The organism is Streptomyces sp. YJ-C3 (assembly GCF_053891275.1).
In genome coordinates this window covers 1,679,358-1,701,260 of the sequence record NZ_CM132685.1, presented here as the reverse complement: position 1 = coordinate 1,701,260, position 21,903 = coordinate 1,679,358, and the positions used below count along the sequence as shown (strand labels likewise).

At 70.3% G+C, this 21,903-nt stretch carries 25 protein-coding genes; 8 read left to right on the top strand and 17 right to left on the bottom strand.

The features are described from left to right. Positions 1 to 28 precede the first annotated feature (28 nt). The 3 genes from ACVHNB_RS07605 to ACVHNB_RS07595 all read right to left on the bottom strand — a co-directional run bounded on the left by ACVHNB_RS07605 (position 29) and on the right by ACVHNB_RS07595 (position 2,345). The gene (locus tag ACVHNB_RS07605; protein WP_456227668.1) at positions 29 to 1,036 is read right to left on the bottom strand and encodes a methionine synthase; all 1,008 of its coding nucleotides are present in this window, start codon (positions 1,034 to 1,036) and stop codon (positions 29 to 31) included. A gap of 63 nt (positions 1,037 to 1,099) precedes the next feature. Then, positions 1,100 to 1,798 carry an SDR family oxidoreductase gene (locus tag ACVHNB_RS07600; RefSeq protein WP_456227667.1) on the bottom strand — a complete coding sequence of 233 codons (699 nt, stop codon included), beginning with the start codon at positions 1,796 to 1,798 and terminating at the stop codon, positions 1,100 to 1,102. 7 nt (positions 1,799 to 1,805) lie between these two features. Further along, positions 1,806 to 2,345, bottom strand: a complete 540-nt coding sequence (locus ACVHNB_RS07595) for an LOG family protein (RefSeq protein ID WP_428952165.1) — start codon at positions 2,343 to 2,345, stop codon at positions 1,806 to 1,808. 154 nt (positions 2,346 to 2,499) lie between these two features. On the opposite strand from ACVHNB_RS07595, the gene ACVHNB_RS07590 reads away from it, so the two are divergent. From ACVHNB_RS07590 to ACVHNB_RS07570, 5 genes are all read left to right on the top strand, one after another. Then, complete coding sequence (locus ACVHNB_RS07590; RefSeq protein ID WP_456227666.1) at positions 2,500 to 2,826, top strand: DUF427 domain-containing protein; 327 nt, start codon at positions 2,500 to 2,502, stop codon at positions 2,824 to 2,826. A 39-nt stretch (positions 2,827 to 2,865) separates the two neighbouring features. Further along, the gene (locus ACVHNB_RS07585) at positions 2,866 to 3,240 is read left to right on the top strand and encodes a hypothetical protein (RefSeq protein WP_428952167.1); all 375 of its coding nucleotides are present in this window, start codon (positions 2,866 to 2,868) and stop codon (positions 3,238 to 3,240) included. A gap of 196 nt (positions 3,241 to 3,436) precedes the next feature. Beyond that, the gene (locus tag ACVHNB_RS07580) at positions 3,437 to 3,790 is read left to right on the top strand and encodes a hypothetical protein (protein WP_428952168.1); all 354 of its coding nucleotides are present in this window, start codon (positions 3,437 to 3,439) and stop codon (positions 3,788 to 3,790) included. Beyond that, complete coding sequence (locus ACVHNB_RS07575; RefSeq protein ID WP_456227665.1) at positions 3,787 to 4,905, top strand: hypothetical protein; 1,119 nt, start codon at positions 3,787 to 3,789, stop codon at positions 4,903 to 4,905. Before ACVHNB_RS07580 ends, ACVHNB_RS07575 begins: the two co-directional genes overlap by 4 nt. A gap of 30 nt (positions 4,906 to 4,935) precedes the next feature. Next, a complete protein-coding gene (locus tag ACVHNB_RS07570; RefSeq protein WP_456227664.1) occupies positions 4,936 to 5,214 on the top strand; it encodes a hypothetical protein in 279 nt (92 codons plus the stop codon). Between the two features lie 52 nt (positions 5,215 to 5,266). On the opposite strand, the gene mnmA is transcribed toward ACVHNB_RS07570, so the two are convergent. Continuing rightward, entirely contained in the window at positions 5,267 to 6,403 is a 1,137-nt protein-coding gene (gene mnmA / locus ACVHNB_RS07565) for a tRNA 2-thiouridine(34) synthase MnmA (RefSeq protein ID WP_456227663.1), read from the bottom strand. Between the two features lie 85 nt (positions 6,404 to 6,488). Between mnmA and ACVHNB_RS07560 the strand changes: the two genes are divergently transcribed. Then, positions 6,489 to 7,175 (top strand): N-acetylmuramoyl-L-alanine amidase, encoded by a 687-nt coding sequence (locus ACVHNB_RS07560; RefSeq protein WP_456227662.1) that lies wholly within the window; start codon positions 6,489 to 6,491, stop codon positions 7,173 to 7,175. Positions 7,176 to 7,303: 128 nt separating this feature from the next. Here ACVHNB_RS07560 and ACVHNB_RS07555 read toward each other — a convergent pair whose 3' ends face one another. From ACVHNB_RS07555 to ACVHNB_RS07545, 3 genes are all read right to left on the bottom strand, one after another. Further along, complete coding sequence (locus ACVHNB_RS07555) at positions 7,304 to 8,473, bottom strand: cysteine desulfurase family protein (protein WP_456227661.1); 1,170 nt, start codon at positions 8,471 to 8,473, stop codon at positions 7,304 to 7,306. An 83-nt stretch (positions 8,474 to 8,556) separates the two neighbouring features. After that, on the bottom strand, positions 8,557 to 8,865 hold the full coding sequence (locus ACVHNB_RS07550; RefSeq protein WP_428952174.1) for a hypothetical protein: 309 nt from the start codon (positions 8,863 to 8,865) through the stop codon (positions 8,557 to 8,559). A gap of 121 nt (positions 8,866 to 8,986) precedes the next feature. Continuing rightward, positions 8,987 to 9,145 carry a hypothetical protein gene (locus tag ACVHNB_RS07545; RefSeq protein WP_428952175.1) on the bottom strand — a complete coding sequence of 53 codons (159 nt, stop codon included), beginning with the start codon at positions 9,143 to 9,145 and terminating at the stop codon, positions 8,987 to 8,989. Between the two features lie 112 nt (positions 9,146 to 9,257). Here ACVHNB_RS07545 and ACVHNB_RS07540 point away from each other — a divergent pair, with 112 nt between their 5' ends. Both ACVHNB_RS07540 and ACVHNB_RS07535 read left to right on the top strand, forming a co-directional pair. Continuing rightward, positions 9,258 to 9,875 carry a TetR family transcriptional regulator gene (locus ACVHNB_RS07540; protein WP_456227660.1) on the top strand — a complete coding sequence of 206 codons (618 nt, stop codon included), beginning with the start codon at positions 9,258 to 9,260 and terminating at the stop codon, positions 9,873 to 9,875. 66 nt (positions 9,876 to 9,941) lie between these two features. Beyond that, positions 9,942 to 10,793, top strand: coding sequence for an alpha/beta fold hydrolase (locus ACVHNB_RS07535; RefSeq protein WP_428952177.1), 852 nt, complete (start codon positions 9,942 to 9,944; stop codon positions 10,791 to 10,793). Here ACVHNB_RS07535 and ACVHNB_RS07530 read toward each other — a convergent pair. The 10 genes from ACVHNB_RS07530 to ACVHNB_RS07485 form a co-directional block, all read right to left on the bottom strand. After that, positions 10,753 to 11,730, bottom strand: coding sequence for a helix-turn-helix transcriptional regulator (locus ACVHNB_RS07530; protein ID WP_428952178.1), 978 nt, complete (start codon positions 11,728 to 11,730; stop codon positions 10,753 to 10,755). The genes ACVHNB_RS07535 and ACVHNB_RS07530 overlap by 41 nt on opposite strands. A gap of 99 nt (positions 11,731 to 11,829) precedes the next feature. Further along, the gene (locus ACVHNB_RS07525) at positions 11,830 to 12,690 is read right to left on the bottom strand and encodes a thioesterase family protein (RefSeq protein ID WP_428952179.1); all 861 of its coding nucleotides are present in this window, start codon (positions 12,688 to 12,690) and stop codon (positions 11,830 to 11,832) included. Positions 12,691 to 12,764: 74 nt separating this feature from the next. Further along, positions 12,765 to 13,436: a trimeric intracellular cation channel family protein gene (locus ACVHNB_RS07520; RefSeq protein ID WP_428952180.1), complete on the bottom strand. Its 672-nt coding sequence runs from the start codon at positions 13,434 to 13,436 to the stop codon at positions 12,765 to 12,767. Between the two features lie 82 nt (positions 13,437 to 13,518). Further along, positions 13,519 to 14,769: an ABC transporter ATP-binding protein gene (locus ACVHNB_RS07515; protein WP_428952181.1), complete on the bottom strand. Its 1,251-nt coding sequence runs from the start codon at positions 14,767 to 14,769 to the stop codon at positions 13,519 to 13,521. Continuing rightward, complete coding sequence (locus ACVHNB_RS07510) at positions 14,766 to 15,860, bottom strand: ABC transporter ATP-binding protein (protein ID WP_428952182.1); 1,095 nt, start codon at positions 15,858 to 15,860, stop codon at positions 14,766 to 14,768. Before ACVHNB_RS07510 ends, ACVHNB_RS07515 begins: the two co-directional genes overlap by 4 nt. Then, on the bottom strand, positions 15,857 to 16,864 hold the full coding sequence (locus tag ACVHNB_RS07505; RefSeq protein WP_428952183.1) for an ABC transporter permease: 1,008 nt from the start codon (positions 16,862 to 16,864) through the stop codon (positions 15,857 to 15,859). The genes ACVHNB_RS07510 and ACVHNB_RS07505 overlap by 4 nt, the downstream gene beginning before the upstream one ends. A 72-nt stretch (positions 16,865 to 16,936) precedes the next feature. Next, a complete protein-coding gene (locus ACVHNB_RS07500) occupies positions 16,937 to 18,688 on the bottom strand; it encodes an ABC transporter substrate-binding protein (RefSeq protein WP_456227659.1) in 1,752 nt (583 codons plus the stop codon). Positions 18,689 to 18,745: 57 nt separating this feature from the next. Next, a complete protein-coding gene (locus ACVHNB_RS07495) occupies positions 18,746 to 19,744 on the bottom strand; it encodes an ABC transporter permease (protein ID WP_428952185.1) in 999 nt (332 codons plus the stop codon). 433 nt (positions 19,745 to 20,177) lie between these two features. Next, complete coding sequence (locus ACVHNB_RS07490; protein ID WP_428952186.1) at positions 20,178 to 20,978, bottom strand: enhanced serine sensitivity protein SseB C-terminal domain-containing protein; 801 nt, start codon at positions 20,976 to 20,978, stop codon at positions 20,178 to 20,180. 116 nt (positions 20,979 to 21,094) lie between these two features. After that, positions 21,095 to 21,871 carry an enhanced serine sensitivity protein SseB gene (locus ACVHNB_RS07485; RefSeq protein WP_428952187.1) on the bottom strand — a complete coding sequence of 259 codons (777 nt, stop codon included), beginning with the start codon at positions 21,869 to 21,871 and terminating at the stop codon, positions 21,095 to 21,097. Positions 21,872 to 21,903: the final 32 nt, after the last annotated feature.

The window sequence follows — 21,903 nt, the reverse complement described above, 5'->3', positions numbered from 1 at the left end:
TCGTCCTCCCGTTGCCTTCGGTCCCCGGTCACTCAGGGTTGTCCGCGAGTGATCTCGCCGCCCGGGCGCAGTGGGCGAGTGCCGCGCGGGCGTACGCGGGTGAGGCACCCGCGAGACCGCACGACGGGGTGACCACGACCGACTCCGCGAGCGACCCCGGATTCAGCCCCAGCCTGCGCCACAGCGTCCTGACACCCATGACGCTACCGGCAGGGTCCGACAATGGGCCGTCCACGCCGGGCACGACACCGGCGAAGAGCTTGGTACCTGCCTCGACGGCCTCGCCGATCGTCTCGTCGTCACGCTCGGTGAGCAGGGAGAAGTCGAACGAGATCGCGTCGGCTCCGGCCCGGCGCAGCAGGGCGAACGGCACGTCGGGGGCGCAGGAGTGCACGACGACGGGCCCGTCCTCATGGACCCCGAGGACGTCCCGCAGCGCGCTCTCGACGAGCTGGCGGTCGACGGCGCGGTGCGTGCGGTACTCGCTGGCGGTCTTGATCTGTCCGCGCAGGACGGCGATGAGGGAGGGCTCGTCGAGCTGGAGGACGATCCGGGCGCCGGGGATGCGGCGCCGGACGTCGGCGAGGTGGGCGCGCAGGCCTTCGGCGAGCGATCCGGCGAGGTCACGGCAGGCGCCGGGGTCGGAGAGCGCGGCCTCGCCGTTCCGCAGCTCCAGTGCGGCGGCGAGGGTCCACGGCCCGACGGCCTGCACCTTGAGCGGGCCTTCGTACCCCTGCGTGAACTCCTCGAGCGCGTCGAGGTCCTCGCCGAGCCACGACCTGGCGCGCTTGGTGTCGCGGCCCGGGCGGTCGCCGATGCGCCAGCCGCTGGGCTCCACGCGCGCGTACAGGTCCACCAGCAGCCCGGCGGTCCGGCCGATCATGTCGGCGCCGGGACCGCGTGCGGGCAGCTCGGCGAGGAAGGGCAAGTCCTCGAAGGACCCGGTGACGGTCTTGGCCGCCTCCCGGGCGTCACCGCCGGGCATCGAGCCGACGCCTGTGGCCGGCCCCCACCTGAAGTCGCTCTTTTCACTCACTCAGGAAGGGTACGTAACGCCTCCGGCGGGCGGTGTCCCGGTCCGGGAACGATGCGGGGCCGGTCAGCGGCCCGGGCGCACCGTCAGGTCGTTGACCTCCGCGTCGCGGGGCAGGTCGAGGGCCATGACGATCGTCGTGGCGATGGACTCGGGGTCGATCCAGCGCGACGGGTCGTACTCCTTGCCCTCCTGCTGGTGCACCTTGGCCTGCATGGCGCTGGCGGTCCGCCCGGGGTAGACGGACGTGACGCGCACCCCGTTGCCGTGCTCCTCCTGGCGCAGGGAGTCCGCGAGGGCCTTGAGGCCGTGCTTGGAGGCGGCGTAGGCGGACCAGTCGGCGTGGGCGTTGAGCCCCGCGCCGGAGTTCACGAAGATCACGTGGCCCTGGGCGACGCGGAGTTGCGGCAGGAAGTGGCGGGTCAGCTCGGCCGGCGCGACGAGGTTGACGTTGAGCTGGTGGCGCCACGCCTTGGGGGTGAGCTCGCCGACCGGGCCGAGGTCGACGACGCCGGCGATGTGCAGCAGCGAGTCGATGCGGTCCGGCAGGGTCTGGTGCGAGAACGCCCAGGACAGCTTGTCGGGGTCGGAGAGGTCGCCGACGAGAGTCCGGGCGCCGGGGAACTCGGCGGCGAGCTCCTTGGCGCGGCCCGCATCGCGCGCGTGGAGGAAGAGTTCGTCCCCGCGCGCGTGGAGACGGCGGGCGACGGCGGCGCCGATGCCGGAACCGGCGCCGGTGATCACATGTGTAGCCATGCCCGCCATGCTCGCACTACTCGATGCCCTGCGACTCCTCCAGGTAGGCGAGGGCACCGACCGGCTCCTCGGCGAAGAACACCAGGTCGGTGAGGGGGATCGGCAGGAAGCCCTCGTCCTCCATGCGCCGGAACTGCTGCTTGAGGCCGTCGTAGAAGCCGGCCGAGTTGAGCAGCACGATCGGCTTGTCGGTCTTGCCGTGCTTCTTGAGCTCGAGGATCTCGGTGGCCTCGTCGAGCGTCCCGGTGCCGCCCACCATGATCACGACGGCGTCGGCCTTCTCCAGGAGCAGCGCCTTGCGCTCGGCGAGGTCCTTGGCGATGACCATCTCGTCGGCGTTCTGCCGCGCCTTCGCGGCGAGGAAGTCCACGGAGACCCCCACGAGCCGCCCACCGGCCTCCTGCACGCCGTCCGCGACGACCTTCATCAGCCCGCTCTCCGACCCGCCCCACACGAGCGTGTGCCCGGCCTTGCCGAGCAGCTCGGCGAACTCGCGGGCGGGGCGGGTGTAGCGGTCGTCGAGGTCGGCGGCGGAGAGGAAGACACAGATGTTCATGGGGTCCACGGTACGACCCGGCCGACGGAGTCATCCGTCGGGAGTACCGGTCCGCGAAGGGTCGGCGAAGGAATGGTCGAAGGAACGGCCATGGTCGAGGGAAGGGAATGGTCAGGCCGGGAAGAACCCCGCGGCGAGAGGCGCTGAACCAGGTATGACTCAAGGACACACGATCACGATCGAGCAGGGTTCGCAGCGGGTGCGTGTGGTGCGGGACGGGCAGGTGCTGGCCGAGAGCGCGCGGCCGCTCCTGCTGCGGGAGACGGGGTGTCCCGTGCGCTACTACCTCCCGCCGGAGGACGTCCGCACGGAGCTCCTCGCGCCGTCGGACACCACTACGTACTGCCCCTTCAAGGGAACGGCCTCCTACTGGTCGCTTCCGGACGCCGCCGACCTGGTCTGGTCGTATCCGGAGCCGAAGTCCGAAGTGAGTGCGATCAAGGACCACTTGTGCTTCTACGAGGTCGAGGTGGTGGGATGAGGGGCGTACGGGTCGCTAGGTAGGAGCGGGGCGGGTGGCGTGACGCACGGGTACGAGTACGGGCAACAGGGTGGAGCGGCGGGCGGGTTCGGGCCGCCGCCACCGACGTTCGACCCGACGCCGCCCGCTCCCCCGGCCGGGCCCGAGTTCGTGGCCGCGGACGAGTACAACGGGCTGGTGATCGACTCCGAGGGCGTCCACTTCGAGCAGGGCCCGCACAGCGTCGAGCTGCCCTGGGAGGCCGTGCGCACGGTGCAGTTCCAGCCGTTGGACGCGGGGCTGTCCGTGACCGCGGTGACGCTGGAGGGGCACCTCTACGTATGCCGGGTGCGGGCTCGGCGCCGGTCACAGGTACCGACGTGGTGCACCGATCTGGCCGGGGTGCTCCATCACTATCTTCAGGGGCGGGGTTGATCCGCCCCGCCGATTCACCTCCCCCTGCCGGGAGTTGACGCCTCGCCCGATCGGATGAGCCGCGCACCCCGGCCCGGTCAAGGGCCCCTTGGGACCCCGCCGCGACCTGCGGCGATCCTGCTCTCCCGGTGTGCGTTTCGCAGCGTTCGGCATCGCTAATGTGCCGCTTCCTGCGATAACGCACCGAGGAGTTCTGGTGACCACCGAGAAAACGCAACGGCTCGACGGAGCCGCGCACATGGACCTGACCGACGATCCGGTCCAGCAACGCCTCTTACGTAAGGCCATGGAGGTGTTCCGACAGGGCGACGCCGGGCCCGTTCTGAAAGAGATGGCTCAGGAGGTGCTGGCAGGGCGGGTGGGGCTGCGTGAGGCCACCCGGATCTCCGCCTACGCGGAGGCGCTCATCGAAGGGGGGCAGGAGTTCCGCCAGAGCTGGAATGTGATGCCGGACAGGGAACGAGACGCGCTGGCGCGGAGCGGCGACTGGCAACTGACGGCGGAACGGGCCCTCATGAGGGCGGAACGCACGGGGCTGAGGCCAGCATGACGCTGGCGGTGAAGTCGGAGGACCTGGTCGGCTATGCGGGGCTGGTGCACAGGACTGGTGGGGACTGTGGGAGTGCCCGCGCCTACCTCGATCGCACCACCGGTATCGACTCCTCGTTCGTCGGGGACCTCTGGAACTGGGCCCTTGGTGATCACACACAGCGGGTGCGTGACGCCCGCGACGTCCTGAGCCGCTTCGACACGGTCCTCGGCGCCTCGGTGGGCGAGCTGAAGAAGACCGCCGTCTGGTACGACTCGGTCGACCTGGAGCAGGCACGCAAGATCGATGCGACCTATCCGGCCGCGAAGCCCTCCGCCGTCCTCAGGGTCCGCCCGAGCGGCGGTGCGTCGTTCCGGGACGTTCGTGACGCCGTCAGCCGCCTCAAACCGCCCGGCGGCGCGGACGGCTGGCTCCAGGGGCACCTGGCGGAACTCCAGTTCGCGCCCGCCAACAAAGTTGCGGGAAGTCTGCTCGACTTCGGCAGTGTGTCCGCCTTGGCGAACGAAGGCCTCAAGTTGGCTTTCGGCTGGGACGTCCTCGGGCTCATCGCCAACTGGCTCGCGGGCGACTGGCAGAGCTACGCCGATTGTGCCGACGCATGGGACTGTCTCGGGAACGCGTGCGCGGACATGGCCGCGAACATCCGCCACGGAAATTCCGTGCTCGGCATCACGTGGCACGGAAACGCCGCGGACGCCGCATGGAAGTACTTCGACAACTCGGCGAGAAAACTCGAATCGGCGTGCGAGGCCTTCCATGACCTTCGGGACCGATACCACAACGTGGCCACGCTCGTCTTTTCGTTCGCCGAAACTGTGAAAGGAGGCGTTGCGGAACTCTGCGACTGGGGAATTCAGGTCGCCATCTCAGCCGCCGCCTCCACCGCGATGGCAGCCTCTGGTGTCGGCATCGCCGGCTCCTTCGTCGGCGCGGCCTATGCGGCCGAGCGCTTGACTGCCATGGTCAAGCGGTATCGGGAACTCACGGAGCAGTACGACCGGCTCATGGCCGCGGTCAATGTGACTTTCGCCGGCGCCGGTGGGATGTGTGCTCTCGTCGGAGAAATGCGGAAGTTCCCCGTAGTGGGCAAGAGTTACGACAACGCACTGGTGTAGCACATCCATCAGTTCCAGCAGGAAGATCGCATGAACCTCGAAAAGAAACTGGCCGACGAGACGCGAGAAAACCGTGACCGGCGGTTCACCGCCGTCAGCGTGCTTTTATTCACCGCGCTGACGACATTTGGAACCGTGACGAACGCACTGGACGGCACGCTCGCACTGCCGATGATCGGCGTGAACTCGGTGCTGCTCTACGGCGTGTATCTGGCGTTTCAGGGATGGCGACAAAAAGAAACACGGCTCTCCTGCGCCGCCATGCTGGTGCTGCCCGGAATGTTGTTCGCCGCTCACCTCATGAGGTAGGCGCCGGATCCGGATCCGGGCCGTCATCGACGGAACAGCCGCCCTGCCGGACCTACGCCACCGCCGCAGCCCGAGTGGTCGTCGCAATGGTCGCCGACCCCACAACCCGCGTCCCGTCATAAAGAACGATCGCCTGGCCCGGGGCCACCCCCCGGGCTGGCTCGCTGAAGGACACCTGCAGGGTGTCGTCGATCAGTTCTGCCGATACCTGGGTCTCCCCGCCGTGCGCGCGCAGCTGCGCCGTGTACGTGCCGGGGCCGGAGGGCGCCGCGCCGCACCAGCGGGGCTTGATCGCGGTGAGGGCGGTGACGTCGAGGGCGGCCGCGGGGCCGACCGTCACCGTGTTGTCCACCGGGGAGATGTCCAGGACGTAGCGGGGCTTGCCGTCGGGCGCCGGGGTGCCGATGCGCAGGCCCTTGCGCTGGCCGATGGTGTAGCCGAAGGCACCTTCGTGCGTGCCCAGCTTGGTGCCGGACTCGTCGACGATGTCGCCCTCCGCCTTGCCGAGCCGGGAGGCCAGGAAGCCCTGGGTGTCGCCGTCGGCGATGAAGCAGATGTCGTGGGAGTCGGGCTTCTTGGCGACGGCCAGTCCGCGGCGCTCCGCCTCCGCCCGGATCTCGTCCTTGGTCGTGACCGTGTCGCCCAGCGGGAACATCGCGTGGGCGAGCTGGCGGTCGTCCAGGACGCCGAGGACGTAGGACTGGTCCTTGGCCATGTCGGAGGCGCGGTGGAGTTCGCGGTCGCCGTCCTCGTTCACCACGACCTGGGCGTAGTGGCCCGTGCAGACCGCGTCGAAGCCGAGGGCCAGCGCCTTGTCGAGGAGCGCGGCGAACTTGATCTTCTCGTTGCAGCGCAGGCACGGGTTCGGGGTGCGCCCGGCCTCGTACTCGGCGATGAAGTCCTCGACCACGTCCTCGCGGAAGCGGTCGGCGAGGTCCCAGACGTAGAACGGGATGCCGATGACGTCGGCCGCGCGGCGCGCGTCGCGGGAGTCCTCGATGGTGCAACAGCCGCGGGCCCCGGTGCGGAAGGACTGCGGGTTCGCCGAGAGGGCGAGGTGTACGCCCGTCACGTCGTGGCCCGCTTCGGCGGCGCGGGCCGCCGCGACGGCGGAGTCGACGCCGCCCGACATGGCGGCGAGCACGCGGAGGGGGCGGTCGGCGGGGAGCATCGAGGTCTGCGAAGTCATAGCCCTAACAGGGTACGGGGCCGCGGGAACCGAATCCGTCGGATATCCGTTGTGGATCTCGTACGGGGACGACGGGGGGTGTCGTATGGGGAAGCAGGGAGCCACGGCGGGCGGCCGGGACCGGGACCGAGTGGTCAGCCGGCGGAACCTGATCATCGCCGGTGCGGCGTCGGCCGTGGGCGTGGGCCTGCTCGCGCGCAGCGATCTCGCGCACATGTGGTGGCAGGTGCCGGGGGTCGACAAGCCCCGCAAGGCCGGCGCGGTGGACTTCGGCGGCGCGGAGTGGGTGGCGGCGGCCGCGGCGAACTGGCGGCGGGCGGACCGGCCCGCCGACTACCCCGTCGACCGGGTCGTCATCCATGTCACGCAGGGCAGCTATCAGGGGACGCTGAAGGTCTTCAAGGACCCGTGGCACGGCGCGGCCGCGCACTATGTGGTGCGCAAGGACGGACACATAGCGCAGATGATCCGGGAGCTGGACGTCGCGTTCCACGCGGGGAACCGGGACTACAACCAGCGCAGTGTCGGCATCGAGCACGAGGGGTTCGTCGACCGTCCGGCGGATTTCACTCAGGCCATGTACGCGTCCTCGGCCCGGCTGACCGCGGCGATATGCAGACGCTACGGGTTCCCGGCGGACCGGAAGCACATCATCGGGCATGTGGAGGTGCCGGGCACCGACCACACCGATCCCGGGCCGCACTGGGACTGGGACCGGTACATGCGACTGGTGCGGGCGGCGTACGAGCGGGCCGGCAAGGCCACGGCCTGAGCCCCGCCCCGCCACGTCAGCCCCCGCCACTTCAGCCCCAGCCACGGCAGCCCGGCTGCGTCGGCCCCCGCCACGTCAGCCCCAGCCACGGCAGCCCGGCTGCGTCGGCCCCCGCCACGTCAGCTGCGCTACGTCAGCCCCGCCGACCGCGCCCGCTCCACCGCCGGGCCGATCGCCTTCGCCACCGCTTCCACGTCCGCCCTCGTCGACGTGTGGCCGAGGGAGAAGCGGAGTGTGCCGCGGGCCAGGTCCGGGGCGGTGCCGGTGGCGAGCAGGACGTGGCTGGGCTGGGCGATGCCCGCGGTGCAGGCCGAGCCCGTCGAGCATTCGATGCCCTGGGCGTCCAGGAGCAGCAGGAGGGAGTCGCCTTCGCAGCCGGGGAAGGTGAAGTGGGCGTTGGCGGGGAGCCGGCCGCCGGGGGTCGGATCACCGCCGAGGATCGCCTCGGGGACGGCCGCGCGGACCCCTGCGACCAGTTCGTCGCGCAGGGCGCCGATCTCGCGGGCGAACCAGTCGCGCTGTTCGGCCGCGATCCGGCCCGCGGTGGCGAAGGCGGCGACGGCCGGGACGTCGAGGGTGCCGGAGCGGACGTGGCGCTCCTGGCCGCCGCCGTGCAGGACGGGGACGGGGGTGTAGGCGCGGCCGAGGAGGAGCGCGCCGATGCCGTAGGGGCCGCCGACCTTGTGTCCGGAGACGGTCATGGCGGCGAGGCCCGAGGCGGCGAAGTCGACCGGGAGCTGCCCGTAGGCCTGGACCGCGTCGGCGTGCAGCGGGATGTCGAACTCGCTCGCCACGTCGGCGAGTTCACGGACGGGCTGGATCGTGCCGATCTCGTTGTTGGCCCACATGACGGTGGCCAGGGCCACGTCGTCCGGGTTGCGCTCGATCGCTTCGCGCAGGGCGTCGGCGTGCACGCGCCCGTGCGGGTCGACCGGCAGGTACTCCACGGTGGCGCCCTCGTGCTCGGCGAGCCAGTGCACGGCGTCGAGGACGGCGTGGTGCTCGACGGGGCTGGCCAGGACGCGGGTGCGGGCCGGGTCGGCGGCGCGGCGGGCCCAGTACAGGCCCTTGACGGCGAGGTTGTCGGCTTCGGTGCCGCCCGAGGTCAGGACGACCTCGCTGGGGCGGGCGCCGAGGGACGCGGCGAGGGTCTCGCGGGACTCCTCGACGGTGCGCCGGGCGCGGCGGCCCGCGGCGTGCAGGGACGAGGCGTTGCCGGTGACGCCGAGCTGGGCGGTCATCACCTCGACCGCCTCCGGAAGCATCGGAGTGGTCGCGGCGTGGTCGAGGTAGGCCATGGTGGGCACGATTCTACGAGCCCGCGGATGGTCCTCGGCCGCCGCGTGGGGTCCCGTTCCCACACGGTGGGCCGCACCGGGTGTCAGCCGGCGATGCTCCAGGACAGTGTGCCGTCGGCGGCGACGAGCGCGCCGAGCACGACGAGGTCGGCGACGCCGAGTCCGAGGCCGAGCAGGGCGCGGCCGCGGCGTGCGGTGCCGCGCCACAGGGAGATGCCCGCGAGGACGATGGCGATCGGGCCGAGGAAGACGTTCAGGACGAGCAGGCCGACCAGGCCCAGCACGAACGAGGCGACGGCCATGCCGTCGGTGTCCCGGCGGCCGGTGGGGCGCTCGGCGGGACGCTCGCCGTCGGGCCGGGGCCGGGTGACGGGCTCGGTGGTGAGTTGCATGGTGGTACCCCCTGATGACGTGAACCGATGACGTGCACCGATGACGTGAACTGCTGACGTGAACTGCTGCCGCGCACCACTGACAAGAGGTGCCGGCGAGACGTGCCGACGGTCGGAGTCGTCAGTTCTGGTGGCGGCGGCCGTGCCGCTCGCGGACCGCGAAGACGGTCAGCCAGACGCCGATGACGGCGGCGGCGACGAGAGTGAAGGACAGCGGGGCGTGGGCCACGGTGCCGAGCGCGAAGCCCAGGAGCAGGAGGGCCGCTACGAGGAACAGCATGGGAGACCTCTCGGAGTCGGATGCAGAGTTGGGTTACAACTGTTCACTGACTGATGAGTCTAGCGCCGCACGCGGCTTCCCCATCACAGAGAACAGTTGTTAACTGGATGACATGAGTCACACACTCGGCATCCGGCAGGCGCAGAAGCAGAAGACCCGGCAGGCCCTCCTGGACGCAGCGTTGGAGCTGCTGGAGGAGCAGAGCCTGAGCAGCCTGGGCCTGCGGGAGGTCACGCGCGCCGTAGGGGTGGCACCGACCGCGTTCTACCGGCACTTCGAGAGCACGGCCGACCTGGGCGTCGCGCTGGTCGACGAGGCGCTCGGCCGTCTGCACGCGGTCGTCTCCGAGTTGCTCACGGCGACCTGGGACAGCGACGAACGCATCGCGCGCACCGTGGAGTTGATCGCCGCGCACGTGCGCGCCCACCCCGCCCATGTGCGTTTCATCGCGCGTGAGCGGCACGGCGGGGCGCTGCGGGTCAGCGAGGCGATCGGGGCGCAGCTCGGGCAGTTCGCCGAGGAGGTGCGCGAGGCTTTGCGTCACGACCCGGAGTCGGCGGGCTGGACCGAGGAGGACCTGCTGATGCTCGCGGGCCTGTACGTCGACCACATGGTGATGACGGCGTCGATGTTCCTCACCGCGCCGCCCGAGGACTTCGCACGCGTGGCGGGCCTGGCGGAACGGCAGTTGCGGCTGGTGAGCCTGGGCCGCAGACACTGGCTGGACTGACCCGGCCGCCCCGTTCGCACGGAGCGCCCCTTCCCCCTCACGTAAGGAGTGACTAGCCTTACGGTCATGACAGCAGCCGATCGGAACGACTGGAATCTCGACCGCGGCCATCACGGCCCGTCCGGCGAGATCCGCTGGACCGCGCTCGGCCCCGCGGACGCCCCGCCCGTCGTGCTCGTCCACGGCACGCCGTTCTCGTCGTACGTGTGGCGGGGACCGGCGCGGGCACTGGCCGCCGAGCACCGCGTGTACGTCTGGGACCTGCCGGGCTACGGCGCCTCCGAGATGCGCCCGGGCCAGGACGTCACCCTGGACGCGCAGGCCCGCGCCCTGACCGGTCTGCTCGACCACTGGGGCCTGGCCGAACCCGCCGTCGTGGCGCACGACTTCGGCGGCTGCGTCGCGCTGCGCGCGCGTCTGCTGCACGGTGCCGCCTACTCCCGGCTCGCCCTGGTCGACCCGGTGGCGATCGCGCCGTGGGGCTCCGCCACGTACCGCCTGATCGCCGAACAAGCCGATGTCTTCCGGCAGTTGCCGGACGATCTGCACGAGGCGCTGGTGCACCGCTACGTCAGCTCGGCGAGTCACCCCGGGCTGCACCCGGACACGCACGCACGGCTCGTCGCCCCCTGGCTGACCGGGGCCGGCAAGGACGCGTTCTACCGGCAGATCGAGCAGAACATCCCTCAGGACGGCACCGACGACATCCAGGGCCGTTACGGGGAGCTGGACCTGCCGGTACTGGTCTGCTGGGGCGCCGAGGACACCTGGATCCCGCTCGCGCGCGGGCAGGAGCTGGCGAAGCTGATCCCCGGCGCGGAGCTGCGCGTCATCGAGGGCGCCGGGCATCTGGTCCAGGAGGACGCGCCGGCCGAACTCACGGCCGCGCTGGGTCGGTTCCTGCGTACAGGGCGGTGATCGCGGCGGCGCAGCGCGCCAGCTCCGCGCGCACCTCGGGCGGTTCGATGACCTCCAGGTTGTCGGCGAAGGGCGCCAGGGTACGGGCCGCCCCCACGACCCCGTAGCCGAGGCGGACCGTGATCCACTCGCTGACGCCGTCGTCCTCGGGCTGCTCGGTCAGGGAGTTCCCGCACATCCGCAGGAACAGGTCGAAGCGGCTGCGCCGGACCCGGGCGGTGACGTCGATGCCGCCCGGCCGCACCTCGACCTGGCGCTTCAACACGGCCCATACGTCGGCGAGTTCGACGCCCGCGCGGCGCCGGACCGGGGCGTCGGTGAGCGTCGCCGAGTGCATCCGGTCGGCGCGGAACAGGCGCGGCACGGATCGGCGGTCGGCGATCAGGTACCAGACGCCCGCCTTGGAGACGAGTCCGTACGGGTCGACGGTGTACGTGCGGGGCGCGTCGGTGCCGCTGTGCCGGTAGCGGATGCGCAGCCGCCGGTCGGCGAAGACCGCGTCCCGCAGGTCGCTGACGTCGACCTCGGCCGGGGGCGGGCCCATCCAGCGCGAGGGCTCGACCAGGATGCGCCGGCTGGTCAACTCGGCCGCGGGGCGGTGCGGTTCGGGCAGGGCGGCCATGACCTTGCGCAGGGCCGAGCCGATCGCCGAGTCGAGCCCGAGGGCGGCGTGGGCGCCCTGCGCGGCGAGGATGAACAGGGCGCGGGACTCGTCGGCGGTCAGTCCGGTGACGTCGGTGCGGTATCCGGGCAGGAGGGTGATGCCGCCGTGGCGTCCGCGCTCGGCGTAGACGGGTACGCCGGCGCCGCTCAGCGCCTCGATGTCCCGGTAGATCGTGCGGACCGAGACCTCCAGGCGGTCCGCGAGTTCGTGGGCGGGGACGCGGCCGCGGGTCTGCAGGAGCAGGAGGACGGAGAGCAGGCGGTCGGACTTCACCGGGCCAGTCTGGCCCAGGGCGCCCCGCCGTCCGCCCCGGCCGCGCGCCGGTCGAGGCTCCGCACCCGGCCGCACATCACCCGCACCCGACCGGGCACGTCAGCCCAGCCGCACCCTGGCCAGCTGTCGCGACTGGGCCACGAGACGGTCCGCCGAGTCCCAGACCTCCGCGTCCTCCTCCAGGAAACCCCCGGCCAGATTCCGTGTCGTGATGGAGACCCGCAGCGGTCCCGGCGCGGGCCGGCACCGCACGTGCACGGTCAGCTCGACCGTCGGCACCCATCCCTTGAGGCCCATCTCGAAGGCCGTCGGCGGCAGCGCGTCGACCGCGAGCAGCAGCGAGAGCGGATCGGCGTCGCGGCCGTCGGCCAGGGCGAACCAGGCGCGCATCTCGCCCTTGCCGGACGGGGCGCCGATCGCCCAGCCCAGGGTGGCCGGGTCGAGCTTGAGATCGAGGCGCTCGGTGATCGCGGAGCTGCCGGGCACCGGGGGTGCGCCCTCGGGGGCGTCGCCCGCGCCGAAGCACTGCTCGATGGGCGGGATGGGCGGCAGCTGCGCGCTGGTGCGGACGTCGTCGGGGAGCGCGTCCAGGTCGCCGTACGAGGCGAGGACCCGGATGCGTTCGACCTCGGTGCCGTCCTCGGCGTACTGGAACAGGGAGGCCTGGCCGGTGGAGACGGTGCGGCCGGTGCGGACCACGTCCGTGCGGATCACGGCGGGGCCCGGGGCGGAGGCCGTCAGGTAGTGCGCCGAGATCGTGAACGGGTCGCTGTGCGGCAGGGCGTCCGCGAGGGCGCGGCCGAGGACGGCGAGGAGGTAGCCGCCGTTGACCGCGTTGATGATCGTCCACCCGGCGGAGAGGTCGATGTCGTAGACACCGGGCTCCCGCCGGGTGACGGTCGTGTCGCGGTCGAACTCGCTGTCGCCGATTCGGGCCTGCACAGATGCTGCTTCTGCCATACCGGCAACGTACAACAAGAAATTACTAAGCGGTAGCTTTCGACTGTGAAGCCCTTGTTACGGGTACGCCGGGGCTACGGGGTCTCCTCCGTGACCTCCACCGCGGCCGACCGGCGGTTCCACGCGCGCGGGGCGCGCCAGTGGTAGCGCATCGCGAGCAGCCGCAGGACGAACGCGGTGAGGACCGCGATGCCGCTGGTGATGCCGTTCAGGCTGTCGAAGCGGATGCACAGGACGACGATCGCGGCGCCCACCATGGCCGGGACCGCGTAGAGGTCACGGTCCCAGCGGACCAGGGACGGCACCTCGTTGGCGATGATGTCGCGGGTCACGCCGCCGCCGACCGCGGTGGCGAGGCCCAGCGCGGCGGACGCGGTGAGGCCGAGCCCGTAGTCGTAGGCCTTGGTCGTGCCGGTGACGCAGAACAGGCCGAGGCCGGCCGCGTCGAAGACGTTCACCGCGGTCTGGGTCCGCTCGACCTCGGGGTGCAGGAAGAAGACCAGGGCCGCGGCGATCAGCGGGGTCAGGAAGTAGCCGAGATCGGTGAAGGCGGCCGGGGGCACCGCCCCGATGACCAGATCGCGGAACAGCCCTCCGCCCAGCGCGGTGACCTCGGCGAGGGCGGCGATGCCGAAGACGTCCCAGTTCTTGCGTACGGCCATCAGCGCACCGGAGATCGCGAAGACGAAGATGCCGATGAGGTCGAGCCAATGCTGGACAGAGGGGGTGAACAGATCCTGGAGCACCCGATGATTGTTGCAGCGCGGACTTCCCGGACCGTGTCGCGCCGCCCGGTACGGCGCGGGGCCGGGGCCCCGCGCCGTCGCGCTACTTCTCCTCGGGGGACTCCGGCTGGTCCTTCACCGCGTCCGCCGTGCCGGACGTGTCGGAGGTGCCAGAGGTCTCAGAGGTGTCAGGCGTGTCCGCCGCGTCCGCCGCGTCTGGCGGGGCCTGGACCGACACCATCTCGATCGCCTCCTTGGCCGCCGAGAGCAGCTTGGTGTCCTCGGGGGCCTGGTCGGGGGCGTTCTCCGGGTGGTGGCAGGCGACCTGGTGGGTTCCGATCTGCAGGAGCGGGGGCTCCTTCGTCGCGCAGAGCTCCGTCGCCTTCCAGCAGCGCGTGTGGAAACGGCAGCCGGCGGGCGGGTTGATCGGCGAGGGGACGTCGCCGCGCAGCAGGATGCGCTCGCTCTTGGTGCCACGCCGCTTGGGGTCCGGGACGGGGACCGCGGACATCAGCGCCTTGGTGTACGGGTGCATCGGCGCCGCGTACAGGTCGTCGCGGTCGGCGAGTTCCACGATCTTGCCGAGGTACATCACCGCGATCCGGTCCGAGACGTGCCGGATGACCGAGAGGTCGTGGGCGATGATCACGTACGTCAGGCCGAGCTCGTCCTGGAGGTCGTCGAGCAGGTTCACGACCTGGGCCTGGATCGACACGTCGAGGGCCGAGACCGGCTCGTCGGCCACCACGAGCTTGGGCTTCAGGGCCAGCGCGCGGGCGATGCCGATGCGCTGGCGCTGCCCGCCGGAGAACTCGTGCGGGTAGCGGTTGAAGTGCTCGGGGTTGAGGCCGACCAGCTCCAGGAGGCGCTGGACCTCCTTCTTCACCCCGCCCTCGGGCGTCTCGTTCTGCAGCCGGAACGGCGCGGAGACGATCGACCCGATGGTGTGCCGCGGGTTCAGGGAGCCGTACGGGTCCTGGAAGATCATCTGGATGTCCCGGCGCATCGGCCGCATCCCACCGGTCTTCAGGTGGGTGATGTCCGTGCCCTCGAACTCGATCTTTCCGCCGGTCGGTTCCTGCAGCCGGGTGATCACGCGGCCCATGGTCGACTTGCCGCAGCCCGACTCGCCGACGACGCCGAGGGTCTCGCCCCTGCGCACCTGGAAGTCGATGCCGTCGACGGCACGCACGGCCGCCACCTGGCGCTGCAGCAGGCCCTTCTTGATCGGGAAGTGCTTGACCAGACCCTGGACGTCGAGCAGCACCTCGGCGTTCCCGGAGTTCTCGGCGGACTTCGCCGGTGCGGGGACGCCGGCCGTCTTCTTCGTCTCTACAGACTCGGTGTCACTCACAGCTTCGGCGCAATCTCTTCGGTCCAGATCCGCGTGCGGTCCTCGGGCGACAGGTGGCAGGCCGACCAGTGGCCGCCCTCGGCGAGCGCCAGTTCGGGGCGCACGGTACGGGTGACGTTGTCCTTGGGCACGTCGGCGTACGGGCACCGCGGGTGGAAGGCGCAGCCGGACGGCACGTTGATGAGGCTCGGCGGCTGTCCCTTGACCGGCACCAGACGCTCGGTCTGCTCCCGGTCGATGCGCGGCATCGAGCCCAGCAGGCCCCAGGTGTAGGGGTGCTGCGGCGCCTCGAAGACCTGCTCGACGGGGCCGCGCTCCACGCACCGCCCGCCGTACATCACCAGCACCTGGTCGGCGATCTCGGCGACCACACCCAGGTCGTGGGTGATCAGCACGACCGCCGACTCGAACTCCTTCTGCAGATCCCGGATCAGGTCGAGGATCTGCGCCTGCACCGTCACGTCGAGGGCCGTGGTGGGCTCGTCGGCGATGAGCAGCTGCGGGTTGTTGGCGAGCGACATCGCGATCATCGCGCGCTGGCGCATACCGCCGGAGAACTCGTGCGGGTAGCTGTCGACGCGCTTGGCGGGCTCGGGGATGCCGACCCGGTCGAGGAGTTCGACGGCCCGCGCCTTGGCGACCTTCTTGCTGACGTCGTTGTGGATGCGGTACGCCTCCACGATCTGGTTGCCGATCGTGTAGTACGGGTGCATCGCGGACAGCGGGTCCTGGAAGATCATCGCCATGTCGCGGCCGCGCAGCCGGCGGACCTCGTCGGGGGCGGCGGCGATCAGTTCCTTGCCGTCGAGCCAGATCTCGCCGGACATCCGCACGTTCTTGCCGCGCGCGCCGAGCCGGTGCAGGCCCATGATGGCCAGCGACGTCACGGACTTGCCGGACCCGGACTCGCCCACGATGGAGAGCGTCTCCCCCTTCTGCAGGGAGAAGCTGAGCCCGTCGACGGACTTGACCAGGCCGTCGTCGGTCGGGAAGTGCACCTTGAGGTCACGCACTTCGAGGAACGCGCTCGGCGGTTCGGTGGCGGCGACGGGTTCGCCGACTGCCGCGCCGGTCTTGGACAGTTCGGTCACGAGAGCCTCACCCGCGGGTCGGCGGCGGCGTAGAGCAGGTCCACCAGGAGATTGCAGAAGACGACGAAGAACGCGGCGAGCAGCGTCACACCGAGGACCTTGGGCAGGTCGTTGTCGGTGATGCCCTGGACCGCGTACTCACCGATGCCGTGCAGCGAGAAGACGTTCTCGGTGATCACGGCGCCGCCGAGCAGCAGACCGACGTCCATGCCGAAGACGGTGATGATCGGGGTGAGCGCGGCGCGCAGGCCGTGCCGGCCCACCACCGTGCGCTCGCGCAGGCCCTTGGCGCGCGCGGTGCGGATGAAGTCCTCGTTCATCGTCTCCAGCATCCCCGAGCGGGTCAGCCGGGCGTAGATGGCGGAGTACAGCAGAGCGAGTGAACACCAGGCCGGGAAGAGGGTGTTGGCCCACTGCGCCGGATTCTCCGTGAACGGTACGTACGTTCGCCCGAAGATCGGAATCTGGTAGGTGAAGACGAGCAGCGCCAGCTGGCCCGTGAAGAAGATGGGCAGCGAGACACCGGCGAGGGCGACGCCCATGAACGCGCGGTCGAAGAACGATCCGGGCTTGAGTGCCGAGATCACACCGACCGTGACACCGGACAGCAGCCAGATGACGGCGGCACCGGCGGCCAGCGACAGGGTGATGGGCAGCCGGTCGGTCAGCTCGGGCCACACCGCGACGTGGTTCTTGAAGGAGTAGCCGAAGCACGGCGCGTTGCAGTGCACCGTGGTGGGGCCGAGGTCGTAGGTGGAGCCCGCGAAGATCCCCTTGATGAAGTGCCAGTACTGCGTGTAGACGGGCTCGTCCAGGCCGAGGTTGCGCTTGACCGCCGCGATGTCCGCGGCCGAGGGACTCTTGCCGATGTACTGCTGCGCGAGCTGGTCGGCGGTCTGGCCGGCAATTCTCGGCAGCAGGAAAAAGATGCCAAAGGTGACCGCGGTGACGACCAGCAGCAGGATCACTGCCGCGATCAACCGGCGGATGATGTACGAGATCACGGGGACCGGCGCTGGTGCCCGCGGACCGTGCGGCCCGCGGGCACCAATGCCTTCACCTGCCTTCCGGGGCTGCTACTTCTTCGTGGTGCCGACGTTGAGGTAGTCGTACTGCCCGCTGAAGGCGGCCGTGGACACCAGGTTGGTGGCGTACGGCGAGCGGTACAGCAGGACCTTGAAGTAGGTCAGCGGAACGAGCGCCGCGTCCTCCATGGCCTGCTTGTCGACCTGCGCGTACAGCTCGTTGCGCTTGGCCTCGTCGGGCGTCCCGATGGCCTCGGCGAGCATCGAGTCGACCTTCTTGTCGTCGAGCTCCGACAGGGCGGTGTTGCCGGACTGGCCGACCGCCTTGCTGTTCAGGATCTGCTGCAGGAAGCCGTAGCCGGACGGCCAGTCGGCGCCCCACTGCATCATGATGATGCCGACGTTGTTCTTCTGGTTGAACTTCGGGACACCGGCGTAGTCGGTGAAGTACTTGCCCGACGGGTACTGCTTCAGGCTGGCGTTGATGCCGACCTTCTTCAGCGACTCGATGAGCGCCTGGGCGCCGGAGACCTCTTCGTCACGGTCGCTGCGCGCCGTGATCGTGGTGTTGATCTTCTTCTCGCCGCAGGCCTTCAGGGCGTCCTTGGCCTTGGCCACGTCACCCTTGTTGCCGCTGGTGGCGTAGACGTCTTCCTTGGCGTAGCCCGTGATGTCCGGGGGCAGCACCGTGGTGGCGATGTCACCGCGGATCGGGCCGCCCTGCGCGGTCTGCACCGAGACCTTGTCGATCGCGTACTCGACGGCCTTGCGGCACTCGACGTTCGTGAAGGGCTTCAGCTTGGTGTTGATCGCCGCGTAGACGAGACGGCCGCCGTAGGCGTTGTCCGTGTTCGCCATCTTCGACTTGTCGTTGACCAGCTGCGCCTGGGTCTGCGTGTCGACGCCCTTGCCCTGCAGGTCGATCAGGGTGTCGCCGGACTGCAGGTCCTTGTCGATCGTCTGCTGGTTGACCTTCAGGTTGACGACGATCTTGTCCGGGTACTGCTTGCGCAGCGGGTCCGTCTTCGGGTCGAAGTTCTTGTTGCGGACCAGGACGGCCTGCTTGCCCTCCTGGTAGCTCTGGAACTGGTACGAGCCCGAGGAGACGATGTGCTTGACGTAGTCGATGCCGTCGTCCTTGGCCTTCGGCACCGGCGCGGTCTGCGGGGTGGCGACCAGGTAGTCGAACTCCTGGAAAGCCTGGTTGAGATGGAAGACGATCGTGTTGTCGTCCGGCGTCTCGATGGACTTCAGGCCCTCGTCGCTCTTGTCCTTGTAGGGGCCCTTGTACTTGTCGCCGTCCTTGAGGAACTGCTGGAAGTAGTTGGGGCCGAGCGAGAGCACGTCACGCGCGAAGTTCGAGCGCTCGACGGCGTACTTGACGTCCTTGGACGTGATCGGCGTGCCGTCCTGGTACTCCAGACCCTTGCGGATCGTGTACGTCCAGGTCTTGCCGCCGTCCGAGGACTTGCCGGGCGCCGAGGCGAGGTCGGGGACGAGCGTGTTGCCCTTCTCCCCCGCGTCGGGCTTGAACGTCATCAGCGGGCGGGCGTACAGCCGGCTGAAGTTGTACATGTAGGCGTAGTACGTGTTGCCCGGGTCGAACGAGTCGGGGACGTCCGACATCGCGTAGGTGACCGTGCCGCCCTTCTTCGTGGAGGCGTTGACGACGTCCTTCGTGGCGGCGTTCGCACCGGCCGACTTCGCGTTGTCGTCCGAGCCGTCGTCTGCCTTGCTGCAGCCGGCGAGCAGCAGGCTGACGCTGCCGATGGCCGCGACCGCGGCGATTGATGACCTTCGCATGATGGTCGAATTCCCCTCCATTGTCGGAAACTTGTGGAGCTCTCGAAGTGGCCGGGGTCAGCGGCTGCGCGGGTCGAGAGCGTCGCGGAGACCGTCACCGAGCAGGTTGAACGCCAGCACGGTGACGAAGATGGCGAGGCCCGGAACGATCATGTACTGCGGATCGACCTGGAAGTAGTCGACGGCCTGGTTGAGCATGCCGCCCCAGGAGGCCTGCGGCGGCTGGATGCCCACGCCGAGGAAGCTGAGGGACGCCTCGAAGATGATGTTGGTCGGGATCAGCAGCGTCGAGTAGACGATGATCGGGCCGACCAGGTTCGGCATCAGTTCGCGGAAGAGGATGTACGGGCCGCGGGCACCCATGCCCCGCGCGGCGTCCACGAACTCCCGCTCGCGCAGCGCCAGGGTCTGGCCGCGCACGATCCGGCCCAGATAGGGCCAGTTGAAGAAGCCGATCACGAAGATCAGGACGCAGATGTGCAGCGGCAGACCGTTCAGGCCGAACGCGCCGCCCTGCAGCGTCGCGGAGATCGAGATCGCGAACAGCAGCAGCGGGAACGCGAGGAACGTGTCCATCATGCGGCTGATGATCGAGTCGACGCGGCCGCCGTAGTACCCGGCGACGACGCCGAGGATCGCCCCGATGACGTTCGACAGGACGGTGGCGCCGAAGGCGACGACGAGCGAGACCCAGGAGCCCTCGAGGATGCGGGCGAGGATGTCGCGCCCGAACTTCGGTTCCACGCCCAGCGGGTGGTCGGCGCTCATGCCGCCGAGCCCGCCCTTGGGGAGCGAGGTCGTCGGGTCGATGAGGTCCTGGTGGAAGGTGTTCGGGTCGAGGCCGAAGAGGTGCTGGAGGGGGCGTGCGAAGGCGGCGATGAGGATGAGCAGGACGACGATGACGCCGCCGGCGACAGCGATCTTGTCCTTCTTGAAGCGGTTCCAGGCGATCCGCCCGAGAGACCGGCCTTCGATGCGCTCGGCCCCCGCCCCGGCAAGGACCGCCTCCGGCGACACTTCGGTCGCTGCTCCGGTGGTCTCGATCGGTGCGGTCACGAGTGACTGCCCCTTCCCGGCCGGGGATGACCGGCCCGCGCTTGCCGCTGTGGCGGCCCCGTACTCGACTGCGGTGCGGATGCCGCTGCTCCGCGGACCGGGCTCCGGCGCGGGCGACTCGCACAAGGGCCCGAACGGCCCTGCATTCGGGGAGTCTTCAACGCGCGTGCGATCAGCCGCCAGATCTCACGTTGAAAGGATGCCTAAACGTGATGCGGTCAGGGGTGTTCCGTTATCCGGACGGCCGTGAACGACGGTCGGACAGTGGGCAGTTGGGATGGAAGCGGCGCCAGGTCGGACATTGGGCCCACATGTGCGCTTCTCTCCCCAACCCGCCCGTACTCGAAATCACGGCCGTACGCGGGGAGTTGAGCGGGGAACCGGGCGGGAACCGATGGAGGAGGCGAGCGGGCCGGTCAGCGGGCGGGACCGGTCAGTAGGACGCGCCGTAGGGCGGCGGGTAGCCGTAGCCCCCGCCGGCCGGCGCCGCGGGGGCCGCGTGCGCCTCCCGGTCGTAGAACGGCCGGGCATTGGCCCGCAGCCACATCGCCACCGGGTCGTACTCGTCGGACATGGCGACCGTCGAGACGGGCAGTCCGTCCGGCACCGCCGTGATGGACTGCTGCATCATCGCCCGCACGGAGTCGACGGACGCCGGGGACGTGTCGTAGACGTCGAGGCCGATCGCGAGATACGGGGCGCCGAGCGCGGGCTGCACCCAGGCGCGGCGCAGCGAGCGGATCGCGGTGGTGCGGTGCGCGTTCTGCGCGAGGACCGCGTAGAACTGCGGGATCTCGATGGTCGGGTCGGACAGCCGCAGCGGTCCGGCGGGCTGGCGGTCGAGGCCGCCGGCGATGCGGCGCAGATCGAGCCAGGGCACCCCGACGCCGCCGCCGGGCGCGTGCGGGTTGAGCCACAGGCCGTAGTGGTCGGGGTAGAGGGTGCGGGCCGCGTCGACGCCGCCGACCACCTCGTAGGCCCGCGACCAGCCGGACGCGGACAGCTCCTGGGCGGAGGTGACGCAGGGGGCGTACGAGAATCCGTCGACGTCCATGTTCCCGTACTGGGCGTCGGGCGAGCCGGCCTGGCCGTGCCAGAGCAGCATCCAGACCTGTCCGGCCGCGGGGTCGGCGAGGGCCGCGAGGAGCGCCTCGTACGCGTCGTAGCGCCCGGGAGTCACCTGGCGCAGCATGTGCTCGACCTGTCCGGCCGCGGCCGTGCCCGACGCACTCACCCGTAACCGCCCCTTCGTGAACGTCCGTGTTCGCCGTGACCGGGGGCACAGTGCCGCCCGGTCAGGTCATGAAACCAGCTTAAGCGGCGTTACTGACACCGACTTGACGGACGGGGTCACCGTTCCTGTACGTAGAACGGGCGTACCCGGGTGCGCAGGAAGTCGGCGACCGGGTCCTGCGTGACGTCGAGGAAGACCAGGTTCACCGGCCAGCCGACCGGTGTCCGGCCCAGCGCACGGCCCAGCGCGTCCAGCGGGATGTCGCGCGCGGAGCCCTCCCACTGGGTCAGTTCCACGCCGATGAACAGGGACGGGGCCCCGTCCTCGACGACGGCGAGGCAGCGGCGGGCGCTCAGCACGGTGCCGGCCGCCGCGAACTCCTCGCGCACTGCCGTCAGGAAGTCCACCGGGTCGTGCTGCCAGTCCGGCTCGGAGAGGACGACGCGGCCGCCGGAGGACGGGCCGTCGAGCGGGGTGCGGCCGCTGCGGGCCAGCTCGGCGACGGCGGCCGGGGGCAGCGGGACACCGACGGCGCCGTCCGGGTTCAGGGCGAGCCCGACCTGGGCCGGCAGTCCCCGCGCGAACTCGGCGGCCGGGGCCACGGTGCAGTCCATCCGTCCGCCGGTGACCTGCATGAACTGCTGCTCGGAGCTGAAGACGGGGACGTAGGCCTGTCCCTCGATCTCCAGCGTGGGCAGATCGAGGTCGCGGCTCGCGGCGCTGCCGCCCTGGGGCAGCGGGATCCAGATCGGGCTGCGGCCCAGGACCTCGACGATGCGGCCGCCCGCCCCGTCGACGCCGAGCGCCGCGGCGAGGACCTCCTCCAGCTCGTTCGCAGGCCAGCCCTGGGCCGGGTGGGCGTGGGCGCCCTCGTGGTGTGCCGGGTGTTCCATAGCCGCCGACGATACGCGTCGCCGGCCGGGCC

Coding starts and splice junctions, on each gene's coding strand:
- ACVHNB_RS07570 (WP_456227664.1), top strand. CDS start 4,936: ATGAACCTCGAAAAGAAACTGGCCGACGAGACGCGAGAAAACCGTGAC.
- ACVHNB_RS07555 (WP_456227661.1), bottom strand. CDS start 8,473: ATGGCCTACCTCGACCACGCCGCGACCACTCCGATGCTTCCGGAGGCG.
- ACVHNB_RS07575 (WP_456227665.1), top strand. CDS start 3,787: ATGACGCTGGCGGTGAAGTCGGAGGACCTGGTCGGCTATGCGGGGCTG.
- ACVHNB_RS07500 (WP_456227659.1), bottom strand. CDS start 18,688: ATGCGAAGGTCATCAATCGCCGCGGTCGCGGCCATCGGCAGCGTCAGC.
- ACVHNB_RS07590 (WP_456227666.1), top strand. CDS start 2,500: ATGACTCAAGGACACACGATCACGATCGAGCAGGGTTCGCAGCGGGTG.
- mnmA (WP_456227663.1), bottom strand. CDS start 6,403: ATGACTTCGCAGACCTCGATGCTCCCCGCCGACCGCCCCCTCCGCGTG.
- ACVHNB_RS07600 (WP_456227667.1), bottom strand. CDS start 1,798: ATGGCGGGCATGGCTACACATGTGATCACCGGCGCCGGTTCCGGCATC.
- ACVHNB_RS07595 (WP_428952165.1), bottom strand. CDS start 2,345: ATGAACATCTGTGTCTTCCTCTCCGCCGCCGACCTCGACGACCGCTAC.
- ACVHNB_RS07540 (WP_456227660.1), top strand. CDS start 9,258: ATGAGTCACACACTCGGCATCCGGCAGGCGCAGAAGCAGAAGACCCGG.
- ACVHNB_RS07535 (WP_428952177.1), top strand. CDS start 9,942: ATGACAGCAGCCGATCGGAACGACTGGAATCTCGACCGCGGCCATCAC.
- ACVHNB_RS07545 (WP_428952175.1), bottom strand. CDS start 9,145: ATGCTGTTCCTCGTAGCGGCCCTCCTGCTCCTGGGCTTCGCGCTCGGC.
- ACVHNB_RS07560 (WP_456227662.1), top strand. CDS start 6,489: ATGGGGAAGCAGGGAGCCACGGCGGGCGGCCGGGACCGGGACCGAGTG.
- ACVHNB_RS07525 (WP_428952179.1), bottom strand. CDS start 12,690: ATGGCAGAAGCAGCATCTGTGCAGGCCCGAATCGGCGACAGCGAGTTC.
- ACVHNB_RS07550 (WP_428952174.1), bottom strand. CDS start 8,865: ATGCAACTCACCACCGAGCCCGTCACCCGGCCCCGGCCCGACGGCGAG.
- ACVHNB_RS07485 (WP_428952187.1), bottom strand. CDS start 21,871: ATGGAACACCCGGCACACCACGAGGGCGCCCACGCCCACCCGGCCCAG.